Raw genomic sequence first — 23,817 nt, 5'->3', positions numbered from 1 at the left:
CTCATCATACCGAGTGAAGACCTTTTGAATCAAGGCGAGAAATTAACGCTTTTTGGATTGACCACGTCTAATTTTTTCAAATTCTGACAATACATCATCTGATAATTGAATACGCGTTCTAGGTTTACGCGCTTCAAACGATGACATTGATTGAGAAACATGATTTTCGTTTTCTTTTAGGTCACGCCACATTTCTCTTGAGGACATGCGGTAGGCGCCTGTACCAAATATCGCATGTTGTTCACTCATATCACTTGTCACAACAGTAATATGCGTCGTGTATTTGTTGTAGATATTATAAACATAACGTTCAATAAAACTATCTGCCGTTTCGTTTTCTTTCGTGAAAATAACGTTTACTCCATGATAAACGGTTTCGGATTGGGGTGTATCCGTATCATAGGCATCAAATACACAAATCACTTTGCCTTTTATGTGTGCATTGTAATTTGAAATCGCAATGAGCAATTGTTCTCTTGCTTCTTCTAAATTTTCTTTCGCATAGCGACTTAACTCAGGGGATTGACCAATCATGTTATAGCCGTCAATAATCACATAATAATCAATCATTATGCGTTGTCACCACCAATGGGCGTGCGTTTACGTAACACTTCATACATTAATAAGCTCGCTGCGACAGAGGCATTTAAACTATTCACATGACCCACCATAGGTATTTTAATGTAAAAATCACACTTATCTTTGACGCGCTTACTCATCCCTTGTCCTTCACTACCAATGACCAATGCTAAGGGCATATCCGCTTGCATGTTACGGTAATCCGTCGCATTATTCGCTTCGGCACCTGCCACCCAGTAACCTTGGTCTTTCAACGTATCAATGGTTTGTGATAAATTCGTCACACGTATGACCGGGACGTGTTGAATCGCACCTGTAGATGCTTTAGCAACTGTTTGCGTTAACGCCACCGAACGTCTCTTTGGAATGATAATGCCATCTACACCAGTTGCATCCGCCGTTCTTAAAATCGATCCTAAGTTATGCGGATCTTCTAGACCATCTAAAATAATGACTGTTGATAAGGTCTCTTTTTGCGCTTGTTTAGCCAAGAAATCATCTAACGCTACATATTCATATGGTGCAACATACGCAGCTACACCTTGATGAGGCGCATTCGAGATTTGATCTAATTTTGATTTAGGAACCGTTTGTACAACCAGTTTTTGAGATTTTGCAGAATTTAAAATATCTTCAATCTGTTGCTTTTTTACGCCTTCTTGAATGAGCACTTTGTTAATGGCGTGCCCTGTTTGAATCGCTTCTCTTACTGCATGGCGTCCTACAATGACTTCAGTTTCCAATGTACTCAACTCCTTTCTTCAACGATTAATACGATTTTATTTAATAAAGCTGTGACACGTTCATGTTGACCATCTAAATATAAATAGCCGATGACCGCTTCTAATGCTGAACTTTTACGATATGTTTGAATATCTGTATTTTTTGCTTTCGTATAACTTTTAGCATTACGACCGCGCTTTAAAACGTCTAATTCTGCTTCTGTAAACCAATCACCAGCTAGTAGTACCTCTAACGTCGCCGCTTGACTTTTAGCAGATACAAAACGTGTTGCTGCTTGATGTAGCCGGTTCGGTTTGCTTTGTTGTTTCAAGATGATATGCGTCCGTACATGCTGATCTAGCACCGCATCACCAACATAAGCTAAGGATAACGGATTTAACAATTTAGCGTTTAACGATTTATCCACGTTTATATCTCACACCTTGTGGCGTATCCTCTAAGATGATATTTTGCGCCTTTAATTGATCGCGAATTTCATCGGCACGTGCAAAATTCTTTGCTTTTCGCGCTTCATTACGTTCTTCAATTAGTTTCTCAATCTCTTCATCTAATAATGCGTTCGCATTTCGAGATACTAATGGTACGCCTAATACGTCACTAAAGATTTCAAAAACTTCTTTGAAACGCGCAATTACTTTTGTAGATGTTTGATTTTCAAGTAAATATTTATTCGCTAATTTGACTAAATCATACCAAGCCGTAATCGCATTCGCTGTATTAAAATCATCGTCCATCACTTTTTCAAATTGAGCTAACGTTGCTTCAATTTGTTCTAAAAATTGGTGGTCTTCTGTTAAGTCTGTGGCAATGGTTTCGCGTTCAGTGAGTGACTGGTAACTATTACGAATACGTTCTAAACCACTACGCGCAGCTTCAACCAATTCGATATTGTAATTGATTGGACTACGATAATGTACACTAATCATGAAGAAACGTAAGACATCTGGGTCAACTTCTTTAATGATGTCATGCACTAAAATAAAGTTACCAAGTGATTTACTCATTTTTTCATTATCGATATTGATAAAGCCGTTATGCATCCAATAGTTGGCAAAAGGAGCATGGTTGTGGGCTTCAGATTGTGCAATTTCGTTCTCATGATGTGGAAATTGTAAATCACTGCCTCCTGCGTGAATGTCAATGGTTGGACCTAATTTTTCAAAAGCCATCACAGAACATTCGATGTGCCAGCCCGGACGACCTTCTCCGAATGGACTTTCCCAACTGATTTCACCTGGTTTTGCCTTTTTCCATAACGTGAAATCTAATGCGTCTTCTTTTTGTTCACCTTGTTCAATACGCGCGCCCACTTTTAAATCATTTAAAGATTGGTGACTGAGTTTACCGTAATCTTCAAATTTACGTGTGCGGAAATACACATCTCCGCCACTTTCATAGGCATACCCTTGGTCTACTAAATTCTTAATAAATTTAATGATATCATCCATGTGGTCCATGACGCGTGGGTTGGATGTTGCTTTTTTTATATTTAACGCTTCTGTATCCTCATGAAATGCTTTAATATAACGATCTGCAATTTCAGGTACGGTTTCACCTAATTCTTGTGAGCGTTTGATTAATTTGTCATCTACGTCAGTGAAGTTTGAAACATAATCAACCTCGTACCCTTTATATTCAAAGTAGCGACGCACAACATCATAATTGATAGCAGGCCTCGCATTTCCGATATGAATATAGTTATATACGGTTGGGCCGCAGACATACATTTTTACTTTTCCAGGTTCTAAAGGTTTAAACGGTTCTTTTTGACGTGTCAGTGTATTATATAATGTAATCATCTTTGATCTCTCCATTTTTAGTTTGTTCCAATTGTCGCTCAAGTTGCTTAAGTTGTTCATAAATCGGGTCAGGTAAATTGAGGTGGTCAAACGTTTTACCAATGCGTTGGCCATCTTGACGGACAATGCGTCCAGGTATACCTACAACTGTTGTGTAACTCGGTACATCTCTTAATACAACTGAATTCGCACCAATATTGACGTTTGAAGCAATTTTTATATTCCCCAACACTTTTGAACCTGCTGCGATCAAAACATTGTCCCCAATATCTGGATGACGTTTGCCTTTTTCTTTTCCAGTACCTCCAAGTGTCACACCTTGATAAATCGTCACGTTATCACCAATCGTGCATGTTTCACCGATCACCACACCCATGCCGTGATCGATAAATAAACGGCGCCCAATTTTAGCACCAGGGTGTATTTCAATGCCGGTAAAAAACCGTGAAATCTGAGAAATCGTCCGCGCTAACGTATAGTGTTTTTTATTGTATAGACGATGTGCAATTAAATGGGACCATACGGCATGTAATCCAGCATACGTGGTAATGACTTCAAACGTAGAGCGTGCTGCGGGGTCTTGTTCAAAAACCATCTTTACATCATCCATTATTCTTTTTATCACAGCAAATCCTCCTTTAAAAATAAAAACACCCCTAACAAATGTCAGAGGTGCTTGTGCACGGTTCCACTCTTAATTAGTACATGCTATTCATGTACTCACTTTTAGAAATTATTCAACTACATCCATAAAGGTGCATTCAACAAAATTCGTGGTGTACTCGCAGCAACCGTACACTCTCTGAAACACAGCATTTGCTTACTTATCCTTTATGTTTAAAATCACTCTAATCGTATGCTATTTGTACATTGATTGCAAGTTAAAAAACTTACACATCTATGAAACCATGTAATTGTCTATTCGGGCTAATAAAAGCTTTACAATAATTGTTTTAAACGCGTTAACACTTTCTCTTTACCTAATACTTCCATTGTATTTGGTAATTCCGGACCATGCATTTGACCAGTCACAGCCACACGAATTGGCATAAAGAGTTGTTTCCCTTTTATACCTGTTTCTTTTTGTACAGCTTTAATCGTCTTCTTAATGTCAGCTGCTTCAAACGGTTCTAATACCTCAAGTTTGCTATACAATGTGCGCATTAATTCAGGCACTTGTTCGCCATTCAATACTTCTTGAGACGCTTCATCTAACTCTTTCTCATCTCGGAAGAATAATTCTGATAAAGGTACGATTTCGCCTGCACAACTCATTTGCTCTTGATACAATGCTACGAGCTTACGTCCCCAATCTAACTCTGCTTCAGAAGGAGATCCTGGTAATAGACCTGCTTTAATCATATGCGGTAGTGTCATTTCAAATACCGTATCTGTATCTTTTTCTTTCATATATTGGTTGTTTATCCATTCTAACTTTTGTTTATCGAAAAAGGCAGGCGATTTTGATAAACGTTTCTCAGTGAAAATCTTAATAAATTCATCCTTACTAAAGATTTCTTCTTCCCCTTCAGGAGACCAACCTAATAAACCAATAAAATTAAATAACGCTTCTGGTAAATAGCCTAAATCACGATATTGTTCTATGAACTGTAAAATTTGACCATCACGTTTACTTAATTTTTTACGTTGCTCATTTACAATCAATGTCATATGTCCAAAACGTGGTGGCTCCCAACCAAATGCCTCATAAATCATTAATTGTTTAGGCGTGTTAGAGATGTGATCATCTCCGCGAATAACGTCTGAGATTTCCATATAATGATCATCGACAGCAACCGCAAAGTTGTATGTTGGAATACCATCTTTTTTAACGATAACCCAATCGCCAAAATTATCAGATTCAAATGAAACATCGCCTTTAACCATATCCTCAAATCGATATGTTTTATTTTGAGGTACACGGAAACGGATTGAAGGTTGACGTCCTTCCGCTTCAAATTGTTGACGCTCTTCTTCAGTTAAATGCGCATGTTGACCACCATAACGTGGCATTTCTCCGCGTGCAATTTGCGCTTCACGTTCTGCTTCTAATTCTTCTTCAGTCATATAACATTTATACGCTTTATCTTCAGCTAATAATTGATCAATTAACGGTTGATAAATGTGGCCACGTTCAGATTGGCGGTAAGGACCGTAGCCTCTATCTTGATCTACAGATTCATCCCAATCTAATCCTAACCATTTTAAGTTATCAAACTGAGACGTTTCGCCATCTTCTAGATTACGTTTCGTATCTGTATCTTCAATACGAATCACAAAGTCTCCATCGTAATGTTTAGCGAATAAATAGTTAAATAATGCAGTACGTGCATTACCAATATGCAAGTAGCCTGTTGGACTTGGTGCATATCTTACTCTTACTCGGTTACTCATCTTGTTCACTCCTGTTTTCATTTTCAATATTTTTATTATAGCATGTGACACCGAAACTAAAATCTAAAATTTTATAAATTTAAGCGCACTATTTTTGTGTCAAAGAGACAATGGCTTGTGCTGCGATACCTTCTTCACGCCCTGTAAATCCTAGCTTTTCACTCGTAGTCGCCTTAACATTAACGCGCCCAATCTCCACATCGAATAAATCTGCAATCACTTGACGCATCGTATCGATGTGCGGTCGGAATTTAGGTTTTTCGGCAATAATAGTTGCATCAACATTATTCATGATGAAACCTTCTTTTTTTACTGCAGCATAAGCCTCAACAAGTAATTGTTTTGAATCTGCATCTTTAAATGCTGGATCCGTGTCTGGGAATAACTTACCAATATCTCCTAAAGCACACGCACCTAACATCGCATCTGTAATCGCATGTAATAACACATCCGCATCGCTATGTCCTTTGAGTCCTTTCGTATGTGGTACTTCAATTCCACCTATGATCAATGGTCTATGTTCATCAAACGCATGTACGTCATAACCTAACCCTACTCTAAACATGTTGATTTCTCCTTTTCTCTAAAAATGCGCGACCTACCCATAAGTCCTCTTCAGTCGTTATTTTAATATTGTCATATTCACCTTCAACAATATGTATAGCTTGTCCTGCATTTTCTAATAGCGACGCATCGTCTGTCCCTTCAAAATGCTCTTGGTCTGCCTTGTCATACGCCTTCATCAACATATCATATGTTGCACCTTGAGGTGTTTGCACTTGCCACAATAACGCACGATTTAAAGTCTGAACAACCATGCCTCTTTCAACGACTTTAATCGTATCTTTCGCTTTCACACCGACTATAGCTGCACCATACTCACGAACACCCTCACTTAATTGACGGATGATGTGATGTGAGATAAAAGGACGTGCGCCATCATGAACAAACACAACATCTTGAGCATCTAAATGACATTGTTTAAGTGCGTTATAAATACTCTCTTGACGTGTATCGCCACCATCTACTATCGCCTTAATTTTATCAAACCGCGCACAAATGGCCGTCATACGCTCACGGTCTCTAGGATGAATCGCTAAATAAATTCCTTTACACGCTGCATCCGATTGAAAAGCTGTAAGCGTATGTTCAAGTATTGTCATCGTTTCTAATTTAATGAACAATTTATTAAATTCACGTTTCATACGTGTACCTTTACCTGCTGCTGGAATAATAACGTGATAACTTTGCATGCTTATTCCTCCACCTTTTTAGCAAAAATAATACGACCTGACGCAGTTTGAAGCATACTAATCACTTCTAATTCTAAAGTCTCATTGATATGTTGTTTCGCATCATCAACCACAACCATCGTGCCATCTTCAAAATACCCTACCCCTTGACCAGGTTCCTTACCAACTTTCGTGATCATCAATTCAAAACGATCACCTTGATGTACTTCTGGTTTTATCGCATCAGATAAATCATTTACATTGAGTACTTTAATATCTTGAATCGCACAAACCCGATTTAAATTGTAATCTGTTGTAATAACATGCGCACGAAAGTGTTGCGCTAACTTCACAATGAGGTCATCAATATCATGATGACTTTTTTGAGGATAAATGATACGCGTCGGGTGTTTGGAGTCATGTATCGCATTTAAAATTTCTAAACCTCTACGCCCCTTATCGCGTTTAATACTGTCATTGGCATCGGCAACGACTTGAAGTTCATTGATGACGCCTTGAGGAATTAAAATCTCACCATCAATAAAGCCTGCTTCCAAAATTTTATAGATGCGTCCATCAATAATAGCACTAGTGTCAATGATTTTAGGCACTGCATTCCGAGCGTTAATGGACATTGAACGCGCCATGTTTTCTGGTAAAAACAGAAGCATTTCGTCACGTTTTTTCAAACCAAATTGAAACCCGAGGTAACCGAGTAATAACGTAATGATAAGCGGTACAATGCGATTGATAAAATTCGTACCGATAAATTCTAAAATAAATGAAATCATGACTGAAATTGTTAATCCTGTAAACAATCCTATTGTTGCGAAAATGATCTCTATTGCACTGTAACTTAAAATAAATTGTTCTATATTTTTCAGCATATTGGCGATGCGCGGTATAAACCAACCAAATATAAGAAAGAAAACGACCATACCAATAAATGCTGTCACATAATTATTATCTAGAATAGGTGGATGATTGACATGAAAATCAACAAGTAACTCAGGAATTAAAAATATTCCTATTACACTGCCAATAATCATATACGAGATAACCACTAGAAATTTCACAAAGTCCATTCTAAGCCTCCTTTTTATCTTTGTTTTAAGGCATGCTTTAATGCTTCATTTGTTGAAGACACACCGATTACTTCTATATTTTCTGGGAATGTCCACCCACCGATATTGGTTTTCGGAATAATGACGCGTTTGAATCCCAACTTCGCCGCTTCTTGAACCCTTTGTTCAATACGGGAGACTCTGCGCACTTCCCCGGTTAAACCTACTTCACCTATAAAACAATCTAATCCATCAACAGCTTGATCTTTAAAACTCGAAGCTGTCGCAATAATGATACCTAAATCAACAGCGGGTTCACTTAATTTGACACCACCTGCTACTTTAATATATGCATCTTGTTGCTGGAGTAAATACCCTTCTTTTTTCTCTAAAACAGCCATTAACAAACTTAGGCGATTATGATCTATACCTGTAGCCATTCGTCTAGGATTGTTAAAAGTTGTTGGTGTGACTAAAGCTTGCACTTCAATCAGTAACGGACGGGTTCCTTCCATTGTTGCCACAATCGTAGAACCTGGTACATTTGTAGAGCGTTCTTCTAAAAACATTTCGGACGGATTCGGCACGCTTTTTAAACCTGATTGTTTCATTTCAAATATTCCCATTTCATTTGTAGAACCAAACCGGTTCTTCACCGCACGCAAAATGCGATATGCATGATGTGCATCGCCTTCAAAATAGAGCACAGTATCCACCATATGTTCTAACAATCGAGGACCCGCAATTTGGCCTTCTTTCGTAACGTGTCCAACGATAAATGTAGCGATATTCATTTGTTTGGCAATATGCATGAGGCTTTGTGTACTCTCCCTCACTTGAGATACTGACCCCGGTGCAGAACTGATTTCTGGGTGATAAATGGTTTGAATGGAATCTACAACGATTAACTCAGGCTCCACTTTTTTTACTGCATCATGAATGACTTCAAGATCCGTTTCTGCAAACACATTGAGTGCACTAGCATCTTCATCTAAACGGTCGGCGCGTAGTTTCGTTTGATTTAGCGATTCTTCACCGGTAATATAAAGTACTTTCTTAGTTTTAGATAACGTAGCACACATTTGAAGGAGGAGTGTTGATTTACCGATACCTGGATCGCCCCCGATGAGCACGAGAGAACCTTGAACAATTCCGCCTCCAAGCACACGGTTAAATTCTTCACTTTTAGTAAGAATACGTGGTGTCTGTTCATTTTTAATTTCATTTAATGTTTGCACTTTTGCATGTGTTTTTTGCGCACGCACGCCATGTTTAGGGTGAGCTGTTTTTTGTTCCAATGATTCTTCCATTGAATTCCATGCACCGCAATTTGGGCATTTCCCCATCCATTTTGGAGACTGGTATCCGCATGCAGTACACTCAAATGTAATCTTTTTTTTGGCCACGTTGTCGCCTCCTTATTTAGCTATAACAAATCTATTTTATACTTGTCCCCGCAATCTGACAAATGAAGTATCTAAAAAATTAGGAATCTAAGCACCCTATTTGCATTAACCTTCCACACACACTGAAATCATGGCACACATTAAACAAAAGAGGCTAGAACACGACCTACATGTTCTAACCTCTATCTGTTTAACTAACGATTAAGACGTTACTTCATTTTTATCTTCTGTTGATGTGTCACGGTCTTGAATGTCATATTGGAATGAATTTCCATCATAATCCACCGTCACATCTTTTCCATCTAATTCTTTACCTTCTAAAATCAATTCACTTAAGTTATCTTCAACTGTTTTTTGAATCGCACGAATAAGTGGTCGTGCCCCATATTCAGGATCATAGCCTTCAGAAGCAATTTGATCTTTAGCAGCATCTGTAACTTTAATATTGATGTTTTGTTCAGATAAACGTGTCGTTAATTTGTTTACCATCATTGTTACGATTTCTTTTAATTCTTCTTGGCTTAATTTATGGAAGACAATCGTATCGTCCACACGGTTTAAAAATTCTGGGCGGAATGCATTTTTTAATTCTTTCATCATTGTTTTACGAATCGTTTCGTAATCTTCACCGCCACCTTGACCACCGAATCCGGCAAAACGTTGATCTTGAAGTTCTTGTGCGCCGACATTGGATGTCATAATGATGACTGTGTTTCTAAAATCGACACGACGTCCTTTTGTATCTGTAAGATGTCCGTCATCTAAAACTTGTAACAAAATGTTAAAGACATCTGGATGTGCTTTTTCAATTTCATCAAATAAGATAACTGAATACGGTTTACGACGTACTTTTTCAGTCAGCTGTCCACCATCATCATGTCCTACATATCCAGGAGGTGCTCCGACTAATCGACTTACAGCGTGTTTTTCCATGAACTCGCTCATATCAACACGAATCATCGCATCTTCTTCACCAAACATTGTCTCAGCTAAGGCACGCGCAAGTTCTGTTTTACCCACACCAGTAGGCCCTAAGAAGATAAAGCTACCGATTGGACGCTTCGGATCTTTAAGACCTGCACGTGCACGACGTACTGCTTTAGAGATTGCAGTAACGGCGTCTTTTTGTCCAATCACGCGTTCATGAAGTGTGTCTTCGAGGTGGAGTAAGCGTTCTGATTCCGTCTCATTTAAGCGTGTTAACGGAATGCCTGTCCAACCTGCAATAACTTCAGATATATCTTCAGCATTTAACGTTGTATGTTGACCACCTTGGTTGTTTTTCCATTCGTTTTTCGCTTCTTCATATTGTGTTTCTAGTTTTGTTTGTTTATCACGTAAATTCGCTGCATTTTCGAATTCTTGTGCGTGTACCGCTGCATCTTTTTCTTTTTTCACTTGTTCAATTTGTTGCTCAATTTCTTTTAAATTGGTAGGTGTTGTGTGGTGGCGTAAACGTACTTTAGAACTTGCTTCATCGATTAAATCGATGGCTTTATCAGGTAAGAAACGATCTTGTACATAGCGATCACTTAATTTCGCTGCCGCTTCAATCGCTTCATCCGAGATGTTGATGCGATGATGTGCTTCATAGCGGTCACGTAAACCTTTTAAAATTTTAATCGTGTCTTCAACACTTGGTTCATCAACTTGAACGGGTTGGAAACGACGTTCTAAAGCTGCATCTTTTTCAATATGTTTACGGTACTCATCTAACGTTGTAGCACCGATACATTGTAATTCACCACGCGCAAGTGCAGGTTTTAAAATGTTAGAAGCATCAATCGCACCTTCAGCACCACCCGCGCCAATTAACGTGTGCAATTCGTCAATAAATAAAATGACATTGCCTGCTTGATGAATTTCTTCCATCACTTTTTTCAAACGTTCTTCAAATTCACCGCGATATTTCGTACCCGCTACAACTGTCCCCATATCTAAAGACATGACACGTTTGTCTTTTAACGTTTCAGGCACTTCATTGTTCACAATCGCTTGCGCAAGGCCTTCTGCAATTGCAGTTTTACCCACACCAGGTTCACCGATAAGCACTGGATTGTTTTTCGTACGACGACTTAATACTTCAATGACACGTGTAATCTCTTTCGTACGCCCAACGACAGGATCTAACGTACCGTCTTTAGCAATGACTGTTAAATCACGGGCCAAACCATCTAATGTCGGTGTATTATTAGATTTAGTCGCTTGCGCATTTTTGTTGGACATCTCAGGATTACCTAATGCTTTCACAACTTGCGCGCGTGCTTTCGTAATATTTAAATCTAAATTCGCAAAGACACGTGCCGCAACACCTTCATTTTCACGGATTAATCCAAGTAAAATATGTTCTGTGCCTACAAAGTTATGTTGTAATTTGCGTGCTTCATCCATTGAAAGCTCAATTACTTTTTTGGCTCTAGGTGTGTAATGAAGCGTGCCCATACTATCCTGGCCGTGGCCAATCAATTTTTCAACTTCAGCTACTACTTTTTCTTCAGTGATATCAAAGCTTTCTAAAACTTTAGCTGCTATGCCTTCTGGTTCTTTCATTAAACCAAGTAATAAATGTTCTGTTCCAATATTTGAATGATTCAGTCGAATTGCTTCTTCTTGCGCATGTGCTAACACGCGTTGCGCACGTTCTGTAAGTCTTCCAAATAACATAATCGAACCTCCTTATATGTGTGTTCGTAATATTTCTGCTCTTTTAGCTTCTATAGATTGTGTTTCATCATCATCGATGAGAAATGGCGATTGAATGGCAATCATTAATTCATCAAATTGAAAATCGTCCATATCTAAAATGCCTAAATCAACACCAAGTTTAATGTCGCTCAAACGATATGATGCTTCTTCTACTGAAATTAACTGACTGTATTTTAAAATGCCTAACGAGCGATAAATACGGTCGAGTGTTTCGGTTTCTTTGTGCGTGTGTAAACGCGTTCTAAACTCTAATTCTTCATTAATAATTTGTTGTACGAGTTCTGTTAAAGCTTCGATGATTTCTTGTTCACTTTTGCCGAGTGTCAGTTGATTTGAAACTTGGTACACATGGCCATACACTTGTGAGCCTTCACCGTAAATACCTCGGATTGTAAAACCAAAACGGTTAATGGATTGTGCAATACGTGACATACGCTTCATAATGGATAACCCTGGTAAATGGAGCATGACACTCGCTCTCATCCCAGTTCCTACATTTGTAGGACATGTCGTTAAATAACCTAAATCATCGTCATAACTAATCGCAGTTGCCGCGTCGAGTTCGTCGTCAATTGCAGATGCTTTTTCATATAGGTCATTCAGTGACAAATCTTTCCCCATCACTTGAATACGAATGTGATCTTCTTCATTTACCATCACGCTGACGGACTCATCTTCATTGAGTAAAACTGCTGACGCCGGTTGCTTAGTTAATTCAGGGCTAATCAAATGTTTGGCCACTAATTTGTACTTATTTTGTTGGTCTAATTCATCAAGCCGTACAACTTTCAAGCTGGATAATGCATCTTGCACTTCATTGATGACGCGATGCCCTTCTTCTTCAGATGGAAACATGAGCGGATGCACATAGTTTTCAAGGTTACGTGCTAAGCGAATACGAGATGACATCACCACTGGTGACGTGTTTGATGCTTGTAACCAACCACTCATATGATGTTCAAGATGATCAGTCATCGTGAGACACCTCGCTTTGCGCTGCTTCAAGCGCTTTTATTTCATCACGGACCACCGCAGCTTGCTCAAACTCTTGCGCTTCGACTAGTTGTTGAAGCGTGTCACGTTTAGATTCAATTTGTTGTTTTAAAGCGCGCTTACGGTGTGAAGACAGTGGATATTTCCCAGAATGCGTTGTATGACCACCTTGTACGCGTCGGACAATGTCATAAACATCATCTTTAAATGTGGCATAACAATCATGACAACCAAACTTTCCAACATGGGCGATATCTTTAAGCGACATTTGACATGTCGGACATCGTTTTTCCTCACGATATACAAGTTGATCCACATTAATCCCATACTTTGCTGCAAGATGTTGTAAAATTTGTTGAACAACAAACGTTCCTTCAACATCTTCACCTTGTTGCCAATCATCAGCTTGATTCTGAATACCGTCTTGTTTCAGCATATCTGTATTACGTTTATGCTGACGGGGTTGCGTTAATTTCAGTTCATATTGTGTCATAGCATCACCTTCTAGTAATAATTTATGACTGGAAGTAATCGTTTTAAAATATTAGCACGAATGATATCTCTTGATGCGACATCCATCGTCAATGTTTCTCTATCGACAACTGCAGCAATTAATTTCGCTTCACGTTCAGTAATCAGTTGATTATCTAATAAGCCATCAATAATATAATAGGCTTGTTGTTGAGATATAGAAGGACCGATTAAGTCCATTAAACGTTTAATATATGAGGCGTGATCTTTTGTTTCAATCTTAGTAATTCGAATATATCCGCCACCCCCACGCTTACTTTCAATTTCGTAACCGTGTTCATTCGTAAAACGTGTTTTAATTACATAATTCAGCTGAGATGGTACGCAATCAAATCGTTGTGCGATATTGGCGCGCTGAATTTCAACGACATCATCTTTCGTTTCTTCAAATAATTGCTTAATGTACTGTTCTATGATGTCAGACATATTATGCATGGTATCACCTCTTTTGACCATCTTTGACTATATTATAAAAGTTGGTTTGACCTTTTTCAACCAATTTGATTATAAGTGACATAAAATTGTTATGTTACTGCTTACATATTTGGTGTATGATAGTCTTAGTAAATATTTATAAATTAGACAGAGGTGTTTATTTCATGCACATTTTAATTGGGATAGTCGGAATTCTTGTGTTTTTAGGGTTAGCTTGGATTGCAAGTTCTGACAAGAAAAATGTTCGCTGGCATTACATTGGTTTAATGTTAGTCATCCAAACTATTTTAGCCTTTATTTTATTAAAGACTACTATTGGTATTACCATTGTTGGAGGCATTGCAAAAGGGTTTGAATACTTATTGAAACAAGCCGCTGAAGGTGTGAATTTCGTATTTGGTGGATTAGCTAACGATGGTGCAATGTCATTTTTCTTAAATGTATTACTTCCTATCGTTTTCATTTCAGCGTTAATTGGTATTTTACAGTATCTCAAAATTTTACCTGTAATTATTAATGTTTTAGGGTTTTTAATTTCAAAAGTGAATGGCATGGGACGTTTAGAATCTTACAATGCTGTTGCTTCAGCAATCTTAGGGCAATCTGAAGTATTCATTTCACTTAAAAAACAACTTCCATATATACCAAAACATCGTTTATATACATTAACAGCGTCAGCGATGTCTACTGTATCAGCATCAATTATTGGGGCATACTTCACGATGGTTAAACCTGAATATGTCGTAACAGCAGTCGTCTTAAACTTATTTGGTGGTTTCATTGTAGCGTCAATTGTAAACCCTTACAAAGTAAATGAAAAAGATGACAAATTATTAATTGAAGAAGAGAAAAAACAACAATCATTCTTTGAAATGTTAGGCGAATATATTTTAGATGGTTTCAAAGTAGCAGTGATTGTTGGTGCAATGTTAATTGGTTATATTGCGTTAATTACATTCTTAAATAGTACGATTGGTGGCATTATCCACAATGTTTCTGGTGGTACATTAGATTGGAACTTCCAAACATTAATTGGTTTTGTTTTCGCCCCACTTGCCTTCTTAACGGGTATTCCATGGAGTGATGCAGTGGATGCGGGATCAATTATGGCAACAAAATTATTATCGAATGAATTCGTCGCAATGACAGAATTAGGTAAAGCGAACGGATTATCAGAACGTGCATTAGGTATTGTATCTGTATTCTTAGTATCATTCGCTAACTTTAGTTCTATCGGTATCATTTCTGGTGCAATTAAATCTTTAAATGACGAAAAAGGTGACGTGGTTGCCCGCTTCGGTCTTAAATTATTATTCGGTGCAACACTTGTATCATTTATTTCAGCTACTATTGCAGGATTCTTTATTTAAATATAAATACAAGACAACCTACAATTTTTGAGCGGTAGCCAATAAAAGACATGACAACATAAATCGGGCTGATGATATGTATTATCATATCACCAGCCCGATTTTTTATATTTCACAAGCGCTATCACCTTAATAATGAAAGTAACCATAAAAAGATGATGCGCTAAACTATTTTTAAATGTAAACGAACATATTTAGGCTTTGGCTACAATGTCATTGATGAAATAATCAATAATACTATAATCATCAGTCAGTTCCGGATGAAAAGACACACCTAAATACTTCCCTTGACGCACTGCAATGATTTTGTTATCAATGATGCCAAGCACATCTACTGTATCTTCAACAGATTGAATATGTGGTGCACGGATAAACACACCTTCAACAGGCGCCTCGATGCCTTTAATCGTTAAGTCTGCTTCAAAACTATCTACTTGGCGACCAAATGAATTACGTTCAACGGTAATATCGAGCTTTTGAAGGTATCCTTCTTCTCCAACGATATCTTTTGCAAGAACAATTAACCCAGCACAGGTGCCAAACATCGGTAACTCCGATTGTTGAAGGGCTTCTTTAAAACCATATAAAGTCATTAGACGACGTAACGTCGTTGACTCGCCACCTGGAATAATCAAACCATCGATATCATTTAATTGTTCTACTTTTTTTACGTAAATGCCTTCATGACCACTCTCTTCAATATGACGAATATGTTCACGTACAGCACCTTGTAAAGCGAGTACACCTATTTTCATCTTACCAACCACGCTCTTGCATACGTTCTTCTAATGAAAGGGAATTAATATCTAATCCTTTCATTGCTGTGCCAAGTTCCTTCGCTAATTTACCAATTAATTCGTAATCTTGGTAATGTGTTGTTGCTTGAACAATTGCTTTTGCGAATGTTTCAGGATCCTCAGATTTGAAAATACCTGAACCTACAAAGACACCATCCGCACCTAATTCCATCATTAACGCTGCATCTTGAGGTGTCGCTACACCACCAGCCGCAAAGTTAACAACTGGAAGACGTCGTGTTGATTTAATGATTTTTAGAACATCGTATGGTGCGCCTAAGTTTTTCGCTTCTGTCATTAACTCATCGTCGCTCATCACAGTGATGCGGTTCACTTCTTGATTCACTTGACGCATGTGACGTACTGCTTCAACAATATTTCCTGTACCTGGTTCACCTTTCGTACGTAACATCGCAGCACCTTCACCAATTCGACGTGCCGCTTCACCTAAATTACGACATCCACATACAAATGGGACAGTATAATCACTCTTCTTAAGGTGGAATACTTCATCCGCAGGCGTTAATACTTCAGATTCGTCGATATAGTCGACACCCATTGCTTCTAAAACGCGAGCTTCTGTAATATGACCAATACGACATTTCGCCATAACTGGAATAGATACTGCATTCATAACTTCTTCTACGATTTTAGGATTACATGCACGTGCCACGCCACCAGCTGCTCTGATGTCAGATGGCACACGTTCAAGTGCCATAACTGCTACAGCACCTGCTTCTTCCGCAATTTTAGCTTGTTCAGCGTTAACCACATCCATGATTACGCCGCCTTTTTGCATTTCTGCCATACCGCGTTTAACGCGATCTGAACCTACTTGTTTAGACATATTAATATTGCCCCCTTTTCGAATATACAAGAGTAGCTTATACTATAATCTGAACCTATAAAAGAGTCAGAAATAAACAAATTAAAGTGGTCAGTTTGGAGTGATAGACATGGAAATGCTGATGTTTCATATAGATAAAAAACGTAATCAACCCATTTATATACAGCTTTATGACAATATTAAAGAAAGTATAATCGAAGGTACGTTACGTGAAGGTGAGAAACTTCCTTCTAAACGGCATTTAAGCCAATATTTGTCAGTGAGTCAAACGACCATTGAACATGCTTATTTACAGTTGATTGATGAAGGATTTATCGTGAGTAAACCAAAATCTGGATATTATGTAAGTGATATCGAATCCTTACCCTTTATCGCTAGACCGTCAAAAACACCCGTCACATTTCAAGCATCTTCCCAGAATGACATTTCTTACCAATATCGCTTTCAATTAGGCGCGATTGATCAAGCACACTTTCCTTTTGCTATTTTAAGAAAGTTTGCCAAAGAAGCATTTGAAGATTTACAACATCATCTCGTTGAAACGGGCCATAAACAAGGAGATTATGCCTTACGCAAAGAAATCAGTCACTATCTTTTCCATAGTCGCGGTGTCCAAGCCACACCTGAACAAGTCATTGTTGCGTCATCAACCGATCAAATTTTATCGATTATTACGGATCTCTTATCACCCAAAAGTCATTATCTCTTAGAAGATCCCTTGTATCCTCAAGTCCATCAATTGTTAAAACGAAAACACATTCATTATTCATTTCTTCAAGTACATCATGATGGTTTGCACGTTGATGATCATCATGGTGAAAAAGATGTGGTCTATATCACACCGAGTCACCAATTCCCGACCGGTGTCACGATGAAACTTAAACGCCGAATCGCTTTGTTGAAATGGGCACACGCCACACCCACACGCTATATCATTGAAGATGATTATGATTCAGAATTTCGCTATGAAGGAAAACCCATTCCTGCACTTCAAAGTTTAGATCAATCAGGAAGCGTCATTTATGTCAGTACGTTTTCAAAATCCATCGCCCCTTCCATTCGAATCGCCTATGCAGTTTTACCCGAAACACTTCAAAAGCAATATCAACAGACACAAAATATAGAAGGTGGTAGTGTACCAAGGCATACACAATATATGGTCAGTCAATTTATGGCATCACATCATTTTGAACGTCATCTGAACAGAATGCGTAAAATCTATCGTCAAAAGCGCGACAAACTGATTACCATACTGCGCGAGTACCCAGAGCATATCGAAATCTCGGGTGAAATGACAGGGATGCATTTCGTAATAACAATCAAAAACGGCTGGACCGAGGACCAATGTCTTAAACAATTTCAACGCCATCGTATCGATTTAAAGCCTTTATCCGCCTATTGTTATCATTCAACACCACACACACCGCAATTTGTATTAGGGTTTGGCGGTATTCCAATGGAAGAAGTGGAAGCACATGCTACACAGTTACTGAAGAGTCTAGAAATAGAAGCTACTTGTACTTAAAAATACAAAAACCGTTCAGCCCCTTGACTGCAGGAGTTAAACGGTTTTTGTATTTTATGTAGCCACATAGTTTAAGTCGTTTTTAATCTTTTAATAAATGCGGATTTCTTTCATTTTGATAATCATATAGTTCAATTTCTTGAAGTTGCATTAAAAACTGGCGCAATTGGACATAATGTTTTAGTTCAGGTAGATTAATCACCTCATTATGATATTTCCCACATTCAAATAATTTCGCAATGTTTTCAAAGACAACCAAGTAATCACCTAACGCGCGATCATCTAAATAAACACCACGATCATCATGTAAAATTTGAGTGAGTTTGAAGTGAATTTGTTGCAGTAAGAAAATTGCAGGATAGTAATACTGCGTTCGCTTATGATTTGAAGAGATTTCACCGTAAGCGCGCGTATACATCATCTCCATATTTTCAACTTTTAGTTTCATACGTAATTTATCTTTACGTGGGTTATATCCTTTGAATACTTTTGGATATTGTTGCTTTGAGAATACATAGTGAAAGATTTGAGCTTCCACACGTGCAACATCTGCCATAATGATAGGTAAATGTTTCGAAGCAATATTACGCCCTATCATAAGCACTCCTATAACCGCAATCACTATCCCTACTGTTGTATCTAAAAGGCGAGGAATCGCAATCATTGGCGTAAACACTCCTTGAGCGAGTCCACTCAGTAACAAGACTTGTGATGTAATGGTAATCATTGCAATCGCATAATTCGCCCCAACCAATGTCTCAGTGATGGCACCACTCAATGCAAGGACCACAATTACCACGCCGATATGCGGATCTAAACTTAAAAACCCTGCTGTGAGTATGACTCCAACCATCGTACCTATCCAGCGTGCTAAAGCGCGTTGTAAACTCGCTACATTCGTAACACCGATAAGCACCGTATGTGCACTTAACGGCACCCAATACGCACGTTCAAGATTAAATACCAGCGCCACTAAAATTGACACACCCATAATCAATGAATATTTCATAGTCGACACAAAAGCAGCTGACTCTGGTGTGAGATGATTGAGTAAACGGTGCTTATATTGAGGTGTACGCACTTCTAAATTCTCTTTTACTTTAATATCTGTTGAAGCTAGGGTTTCATCAATTTTAAATATTAACGTCACCAACTCATCAAATTTGTTATCAATATCAATGCGCGCTTTCCACATATTACGTTCTGTATTTGGATGAATAACCGCATTAGTGACATGATCTACCATATCTTTGATAACTTTGGGCATTGGACGAAACCCTTTTGCGTTTAATTCAAGCAATTCTGAGTATACGCCTTCAGCCCATTGATGGAGTAATACCGCTCTTTGATAAGCTACAGACCGTTTCTGTAAGGATGAACCTGTCGTGTTTAATGTCTCTGAAGTCGCTATAAATGTTTTCACGGCGACCTTTGTTAATTCATTAAATTGCGCTTGATCATTAAACTGATGAACCAACTTTTGTAATAATTGGTATTCACCTTTAATCGCATTGCTTTCTCGAGATTCTCGCTTAATTACATGATCCACAACAATGATACTCAATGACAATAATCCACCGACACCAACCATTACACCGCGATATAGAAAATCTTCTGGTTGTTGTGGCATAACGATAGAAAGGCTATAAGCAATGATAAAAAAAGTAGACGAAGGCCCCGGGACATTTAATGTTGTAAAGATATAATACGGGATAACTGAAAACATAAGTAAAAAAATCGCAAATACAATAGGATTACCTGACGTTAACGTGCCAAGCATCATCGCAGTGACAAAACTTAGTGACGTTAATGAAACGATACGAATGCGTGAGGTAAATGTCCAATCAAACGCATAAATATGTGCAAGTGTACCAATTGACATAAGTAGTGCTGAAGGAAAATCATTAAATAATAATCCATACAATAAAGGAATAATCATAACAATCCCTTGTCGCGATCCTTTTCGAATATCTATTTTTGTCTTATCAATCAACGCAAGTTGCTTCATATATCCTTTCAATGTCATTCACCTAAACTCTCTTTTTATTTCTAAACTTCATCTTCTATTAGAATATCATTTTTAAATAAAAAAAAGAGACCTCTCGGTCTCGATTCGGCTCATCGCATCACTTAATGATGTTTGCTTGGCAACGTCCTACTCTCGCGGAACGTAAGTCCGACTACCATCGGCGCTAAAGAGCTTAACTTCTGTGTTCGGCATGGGAACAGGTGTGGCCTCTTTGCTATTGTCACCAAACAATGTTTTACTTCGTGGCAAACGTTCGCATTCGTCTTCATCGCTACGTCATCACTCAGTTGTTTACGGTAAGTAAACGCCTTCGCTCTTTCTTGCGATTCATAGACTTCAAACGGTTTCACTTCGTAAAATGAATGATTATACATTCAAAACTAGATAGTAAGTATTGGTTTCACAAGCATCACCTTATGAACTAAATTGATTAAGTCTTCGATCGATTAGTATTCGTCAGCTCCACGTATCGCTACGCTTCCACCTCGAACCTATTAACCTCATCATCTTTGAGGGATCTTATAACCGAAGTTGGGAAATCTCATCTTGAGGGGGGCTTCATGCTTAGATGCTTTCAGCACTTATCCCGTCCATACATAGCTACCCAGCTATGCCGTTGGCACGACAACTGGTACACCAGAGGTATGTCCATCCCGGTCCTCTCGTACTAAGGACAGCTCCTCTCAAATTTCCTACGCCCACGACGGATAGGGACCGAACTGTCTCACGACGTTCTGAACCCAGCTCGCGTACCGCTTTAATGGGCGAACAGCCCAACCCTTGGGACCGACTACAGCCCCAGGATGCGATGAGCCGACATCGAGGTGCCAAACCTCCCCGTCGATGTGAACTCTTGGGGGAGATAAGCCTGTTATCCCCGGGGTAGCTTTTATCCGTTGAGCGATGGCCCTTCCATGCGGAACCACCGGATCACTAAGTCCGTCTTTCGACCCTGCTCGACTTGTAGGTCTCGCAGTCAAGCTCCCTTATGCCTTTACACTCTATGAATGATTTCCAACCATTCTGAGGGAACCTTTGAGCGCCTCCGTTACTCTTTAGGAGGCGACCGCCCCAGTCAAACTGCCCGCCTGACACTGTCTCCCAACTCGATAAGAGTTGCGGGTTAGAAATCCAATACAATTAGGGTAGTATCCCACCAATGCCTCCACGTAAGCTAGCGCTCACGCTTCTAAGGCTCCTACCTATCCTGTACAAACTGTACCGAATTTCAATATCAGGCTACAGTAAAGCTCCACGGGGTCTTTCCGTCCTGTCGCGGGTAACCGGCATCTTCACCGGTACTATGATTTCACCGAGTCTCTCGTTGAGACAGTGCCCAAATCGTTACGCCTTTCGTGCGGGTCGGAACTTACCCGACAAGGAATTTCGCTACCTTAGGACCGTTATAGTTACGGCCGCCGTTTACTGGGGCTTCGATTCGTAGCTTCGCTAATGCTAACCACTCCTCTTAACCTTCCAGCACCGGGCAGGCGTCAGCCCCTATACGTCACCTTACGGTTTAGCAGAGACCTGTGTTTTTGATAAACAGTCGCTTGGGCCTATTCACTGCGGCTCTTCGAAGCGTGAACCTCAAAGAGCACCCCTTCTCCCGAAGTTACGGGGTCATTTTGCCGAGTTCCTTAACGAGAGTTCGCTCGCTCACCTTAGAATTCTCATCTTGACTACCTGTGTCGGTTTGCGGTACGGGCACCAATCTTCTAGCTAGAGGCTTTTCTTGGCAGTGTGAAATCAACGACTCGAAGAAAACATGTTTCTTCTCCCCATCACAGCTTGACCTTAATGAGTGCCGGATTTGCCTAACACTCAGTCTCACTGCTTAGACGTGCACTCCAACAGCACGCTTCGCCTATCCTACTGCGTCCCCCCATCGCTTAAAACGAATCATGGTGGTACAGGAATATCAACCTGTTATCCATCGCCTACGCCTGTCGGCCTCAGCTTAGGACCCGACTAACCCAGAGCGGACGAGCCTTCCTCTGGAAACCTTAGTCAATCGGTGGACGGGATTCTCACCCGTCTTTCGCTACTCACACCGGCATTCTCACTTCTAAGCGCTCCACATGTCCTTGCGATCATGCTTCAACGCCCTTAGAACGCTCTCCTACCATTGTCCTAAAGGACAATCCACAGCTTCGGTAATATGTTTAGCCCCGGTACATTTTCGGCGCAGTGTCACTCGACTAGTGAGCTATTACGCACTCTTTAAATGATGGCTGCTTCTAAGCCAACATCCTAGTTGTCTGGGCAACGCCACATCCTTTTCCACTTAACATATATTTTGGGACCTTAGCTGGTGGTCTGGGCTGTTTCCCTTTCGAACACGGACCTTATCACCCATGTTCTGACTCCCAAGTTAAATTATTTGGCATTCGGAGTTTGTCTGAATTCGGTAACCCGAGAGGGGCCCCTCGTCCAAACAGTGCTCTACCTCCAATAATCATCACTTGAGGCTAGCCCTAAAGCTATTTCGGAGAGAACCAGCTATCTCCAAGTTCGATTGGAATTTCTCCGCTACCCTCAGTTCATCCGCTCACTTTTCAACGTAAGTCGGTTCGGTCCTCCATTCAGTGTTACCTGAACTTCAACCTGACCAAGGGTAGATCACCTGGTTTCGGGTCTACGACCAAATACTCATTCGCCCTATTCAGACTCGCTTTCGCTACGGCTCCACATTTTCTGCTTAACCTTGCATCAGATCGTAACTCGCCGGTTCATTCTACAAAAGGCACGCCATCACCCATTAACGGGCTCTGACTACTTGTAAGCACACGGTTTCAAGTTCTCTTTCACTCCCCTTCCGGGGTACTTTTCACCTTTCCCTCACGGTACTGGTTCACTATCGGTCACTAGAGAGTATTTAGCCTTGGGAGATGGTCCTCCCAGATTCCGACGGAATTTCACGTGCTCCGCCGTACTCAGGATCCACTCAGGAGGGTATACGTTTTCGACTACAGGATTATTACCTTCTATGATTAACCTTTCCAGGTTATTCGTCTAACGTATTCCTTTGTAACTCCGTACAGAGTGTCCTACAACCCCAACAAGCAAGCTTGTTGGTTTGGGCTCTTCCCGTTTCGCTCGCCGCTACTCAGGGAATCGATTTTTCTTTCTCTTCCTCCGGGTACTAAGATGTTTCAGTTCTCCGGGTCTACCTTCTCACATGCTATGTATTCACATGCGGATAACACGACATAACTCGTGCTGGGTTCCCCCATTCGGAAATCTCTGGATCACAGCTTACTTACAGCTCCCCAAAGCATATCGTCGTTAGTAACGTCCTTCATCGGCTTCTAGTGCCAAGGCATCCACCGTGCGCCCTTAATAACTTAATCTAAACGTGTTGAT

19 protein-coding genes and 2 rRNA genes are annotated in these 23,817 nt (G+C 39.7%); 2 read left to right on the top strand and 19 right to left on the bottom strand.

Going from position 1 to position 23,817, the window contains the following annotated elements; genetic code table 11:
- Positions 1-42: 42 nt before the first annotated feature.
- From GJE18_RS01215 to GJE18_RS01150, 14 genes are all read right to left on the bottom strand, one after another.
- Positions 43-570 carry an NYN domain-containing protein gene (locus GJE18_RS01215; protein WP_085622192.1) on the bottom strand — a complete coding sequence of 176 codons (528 nt, stop codon included), beginning with the start codon at positions 568-570 and terminating at the stop codon, positions 43-45.
- Positions 570-1,322, bottom strand: a complete 753-nt coding sequence (rlmB, locus tag GJE18_RS01210) for a 23S rRNA (guanosine(2251)-2'-O)-methyltransferase RlmB (RefSeq protein WP_107368321.1) — start codon at positions 1,320-1,322, stop codon at positions 570-572. Before rlmB ends, GJE18_RS01215 begins: the two co-directional genes overlap by 1 nt.
- 5 nt (positions 1,323-1,327) lie before the next feature.
- Positions 1,328-1,729: a Mini-ribonuclease 3 gene (locus tag GJE18_RS01205; RefSeq protein ID WP_037566306.1), complete on the bottom strand. Its 402-nt coding sequence runs from the start codon at positions 1,727-1,729 to the stop codon at positions 1,328-1,330.
- Complete coding sequence (gene cysS / locus GJE18_RS01200; RefSeq protein WP_060552324.1) at positions 1,722-3,122, bottom strand: cysteine--tRNA ligase; 1,401 nt, start codon at positions 3,120-3,122, stop codon at positions 1,722-1,724. The genes GJE18_RS01205 and cysS overlap by 8 nt, the downstream gene beginning before the upstream one ends.
- Positions 3,106-3,732 (bottom strand): serine O-acetyltransferase, encoded by a 627-nt coding sequence (gene cysE / locus GJE18_RS01195; protein WP_168429109.1) that lies wholly within the window; start codon positions 3,730-3,732, stop codon positions 3,106-3,108. Before cysE ends, cysS begins: the two co-directional genes overlap by 17 nt.
- A 329-nt stretch (positions 3,733-4,061) precedes the next feature.
- Positions 4,062-5,516, bottom strand: a complete 1,455-nt coding sequence (gene gltX / locus GJE18_RS01190) for a glutamate--tRNA ligase (RefSeq protein WP_107368322.1) — start codon at positions 5,514-5,516, stop codon at positions 4,062-4,064.
- 88 nt (positions 5,517-5,604) lie between these two features.
- On the bottom strand, positions 5,605-6,081 hold the full coding sequence (gene ispF, locus GJE18_RS01185; RefSeq protein WP_060552322.1) for a 2-C-methyl-D-erythritol 2,4-cyclodiphosphate synthase: 477 nt from the start codon (positions 6,079-6,081) through the stop codon (positions 5,605-5,607).
- The gene (gene ispD, locus GJE18_RS01180) at positions 6,074-6,769 is read right to left on the bottom strand and encodes a 2-C-methyl-D-erythritol 4-phosphate cytidylyltransferase (RefSeq protein ID WP_060552321.1); all 696 of its coding nucleotides are present in this window, start codon (positions 6,767-6,769) and stop codon (positions 6,074-6,076) included. Before ispD ends, ispF begins: the two co-directional genes overlap by 8 nt.
- A gap of 2 nt (positions 6,770-6,771) precedes the next feature.
- Complete coding sequence (locus tag GJE18_RS01175) at positions 6,772-7,833, bottom strand: PIN/TRAM domain-containing protein (RefSeq protein WP_107368323.1); 1,062 nt, start codon at positions 7,831-7,833, stop codon at positions 6,772-6,774.
- A 14-nt stretch (positions 7,834-7,847) separates the two neighbouring features.
- Positions 7,848-9,218 (bottom strand): DNA repair protein RadA, encoded by a 1,371-nt coding sequence (radA, locus tag GJE18_RS01170; RefSeq protein WP_165886067.1) that lies wholly within the window; start codon positions 9,216-9,218, stop codon positions 7,848-7,850.
- Positions 9,219-9,419: 201 nt separating this feature from the next.
- The gene (locus GJE18_RS01165) at positions 9,420-11,882 is read right to left on the bottom strand and encodes an ATP-dependent Clp protease ATP-binding subunit (protein ID WP_107368324.1); all 2,463 of its coding nucleotides are present in this window, start codon (positions 11,880-11,882) and stop codon (positions 9,420-9,422) included.
- 12 nt (positions 11,883-11,894) lie between these two features.
- On the bottom strand, positions 11,895-12,899 hold the full coding sequence (locus GJE18_RS01160) for a protein arginine kinase (RefSeq protein WP_085622202.1): 1,005 nt from the start codon (positions 12,897-12,899) through the stop codon (positions 11,895-11,897).
- Positions 12,892-13,410: a UvrB/UvrC motif-containing protein gene (locus GJE18_RS01155; protein ID WP_060552317.1), complete on the bottom strand. Its 519-nt coding sequence runs from the start codon at positions 13,408-13,410 to the stop codon at positions 12,892-12,894. Before GJE18_RS01155 ends, GJE18_RS01160 begins: the two co-directional genes overlap by 8 nt.
- An 11-nt stretch (positions 13,411-13,421) precedes the next feature.
- Positions 13,422-13,883, bottom strand: a complete 462-nt coding sequence (locus GJE18_RS01150) for a CtsR family transcriptional regulator (protein WP_037566295.1) — start codon at positions 13,881-13,883, stop codon at positions 13,422-13,424.
- A 164-nt stretch (positions 13,884-14,047) separates the two neighbouring features.
- Between GJE18_RS01150 and GJE18_RS01145 the strand changes: the two genes are divergently transcribed.
- Positions 14,048-15,253, top strand: a complete 1,206-nt coding sequence (locus tag GJE18_RS01145; RefSeq protein ID WP_060552316.1) for a NupC/NupG family nucleoside CNT transporter — start codon at positions 14,048-14,050, stop codon at positions 15,251-15,253.
- Between the two features lie 194 nt (positions 15,254-15,447).
- On the opposite strand, the gene pdxT is transcribed toward GJE18_RS01145, so the two are convergent.
- On the bottom strand, positions 15,448-16,008 hold the full coding sequence (gene pdxT / locus GJE18_RS01140; protein WP_060552315.1) for a pyridoxal 5'-phosphate synthase glutaminase subunit PdxT: 561 nt from the start codon (positions 16,006-16,008) through the stop codon (positions 15,448-15,450).
- Position 16,009: 1 nt separating this feature from the next.
- Entirely contained in the window at positions 16,010-16,897 is an 888-nt protein-coding gene (pdxS, locus tag GJE18_RS01135; protein ID WP_107368325.1) for a pyridoxal 5'-phosphate synthase lyase subunit PdxS, read from the bottom strand.
- 109 nt (positions 16,898-17,006) lie between these two features.
- On the opposite strand from pdxS, the gene pdxR reads away from it, so the two are divergent.
- Positions 17,007-18,422 (top strand): MocR-like pyridoxine biosynthesis transcription factor PdxR, encoded by a 1,416-nt coding sequence (pdxR, locus tag GJE18_RS01130; RefSeq protein WP_060552314.1) that lies wholly within the window; start codon positions 17,007-17,009, stop codon positions 18,420-18,422.
- An 82-nt stretch (positions 18,423-18,504) separates the two neighbouring features.
- Here pdxR and GJE18_RS01125 read toward each other — a convergent pair whose 3' ends face one another.
- From GJE18_RS01125 to GJE18_RS01115, 3 genes are all read right to left on the bottom strand, one after another.
- Positions 18,505-20,448 carry an FUSC family protein gene (locus tag GJE18_RS01125; protein WP_240928887.1) on the bottom strand — a complete coding sequence of 648 codons (1,944 nt, stop codon included), beginning with the start codon at positions 20,446-20,448 and terminating at the stop codon, positions 18,505-18,507.
- A 116-nt stretch (positions 20,449-20,564) separates the two neighbouring features.
- Positions 20,565-20,679 (bottom strand): 5S ribosomal RNA (gene rrf, locus GJE18_RS01120).
- Between the two features lie 198 nt (positions 20,680-20,877).
- Positions 20,878-23,804, bottom strand: a 23S ribosomal RNA gene (locus GJE18_RS01115).
- Positions 23,805-23,817 lie beyond the last annotated feature (13 nt).

Origin of the sequence: Staphylococcus agnetis (genome assembly GCF_011466855.1) — a bacterium.
Classification (GTDB): domain Bacteria; phylum Bacillota; class Bacilli; order Staphylococcales; family Staphylococcaceae; genus Staphylococcus; species Staphylococcus agnetis.
The sequence above is the reverse complement of the archived record's forward strand: the minus strand, read 5'-3'. Positions and strand labels throughout refer to the sequence as shown.

Bases quoted from the DNA above. Each gene is read 5' to 3' on its own strand.
- GJE18_RS01215 (WP_085622192.1), bottom strand. From the start codon at position 570: ATGATTGATTATTATGTGATTATTGACGGCTATAACATGATTGGTCAA.
- cysS (WP_060552324.1), bottom strand. From the start codon at position 3,122: ATGATTACATTATATAATACACTGACACGTCAAAAAGAACCGTTTAAA.
- cysE (WP_168429109.1), bottom strand. From the start codon at position 3,732: ATGGATGATGTAAAGATGGTTTTTGAACAAGACCCCGCAGCACGCTCT.
- gltX (WP_107368322.1), bottom strand. From the start codon at position 5,516: ATGAGTAACCGAGTAAGAGTAAGATATGCACCAAGTCCAACAGGCTAC.
- ispF (WP_060552322.1), bottom strand. From the start codon at position 6,081: ATGTTTAGAGTAGGGTTAGGTTATGACGTACATGCGTTTGATGAACAT.
- ispD (WP_060552321.1), bottom strand. From the start codon at position 6,769: ATGCAAAGTTATCACGTTATTATTCCAGCAGCAGGTAAAGGTACACGT.
- GJE18_RS01175 (WP_107368323.1), bottom strand. From the start codon at position 7,833: ATGGACTTTGTGAAATTTCTAGTGGTTATCTCGTATATGATTATTGGC.
- GJE18_RS01165 (WP_107368324.1), bottom strand. From the start codon at position 11,882: ATGTTATTTGGAAGACTTACAGAACGTGCGCAACGCGTGTTAGCACAT.
- GJE18_RS01160 (WP_085622202.1), bottom strand. From the start codon at position 12,899: ATGACTGATCATCTTGAACATCATATGAGTGGTTGGTTACAAGCATCA.
- GJE18_RS01155 (WP_060552317.1), bottom strand. From the start codon at position 13,410: ATGACACAATATGAACTGAAATTAACGCAACCCCGTCAGCATAAACGT.
- GJE18_RS01150 (WP_037566295.1), bottom strand. From the start codon at position 13,883: ATGCATAATATGTCTGACATCATAGAACAGTACATTAAGCAATTATTT.
- GJE18_RS01145 (WP_060552316.1), top strand. From the start codon at position 14,048: ATGCACATTTTAATTGGGATAGTCGGAATTCTTGTGTTTTTAGGGTTA.
- pdxT (WP_060552315.1), bottom strand. From the start codon at position 16,008: ATGAAAATAGGTGTACTCGCTTTACAAGGTGCTGTACGTGAACATATT.
- pdxS (WP_107368325.1), bottom strand. From the start codon at position 16,897: ATGTCTAAACAAGTAGGTTCAGATCGCGTTAAACGCGGTATGGCAGAA.
- pdxR (WP_060552314.1), top strand. From the start codon at position 17,007: ATGGAAATGCTGATGTTTCATATAGATAAAAAACGTAATCAACCCATT.
- GJE18_RS01125 (WP_240928887.1), bottom strand. From the start codon at position 20,448: ATGACATTGAAAGGATATATGAAGCAACTTGCGTTGATTGATAAGACA.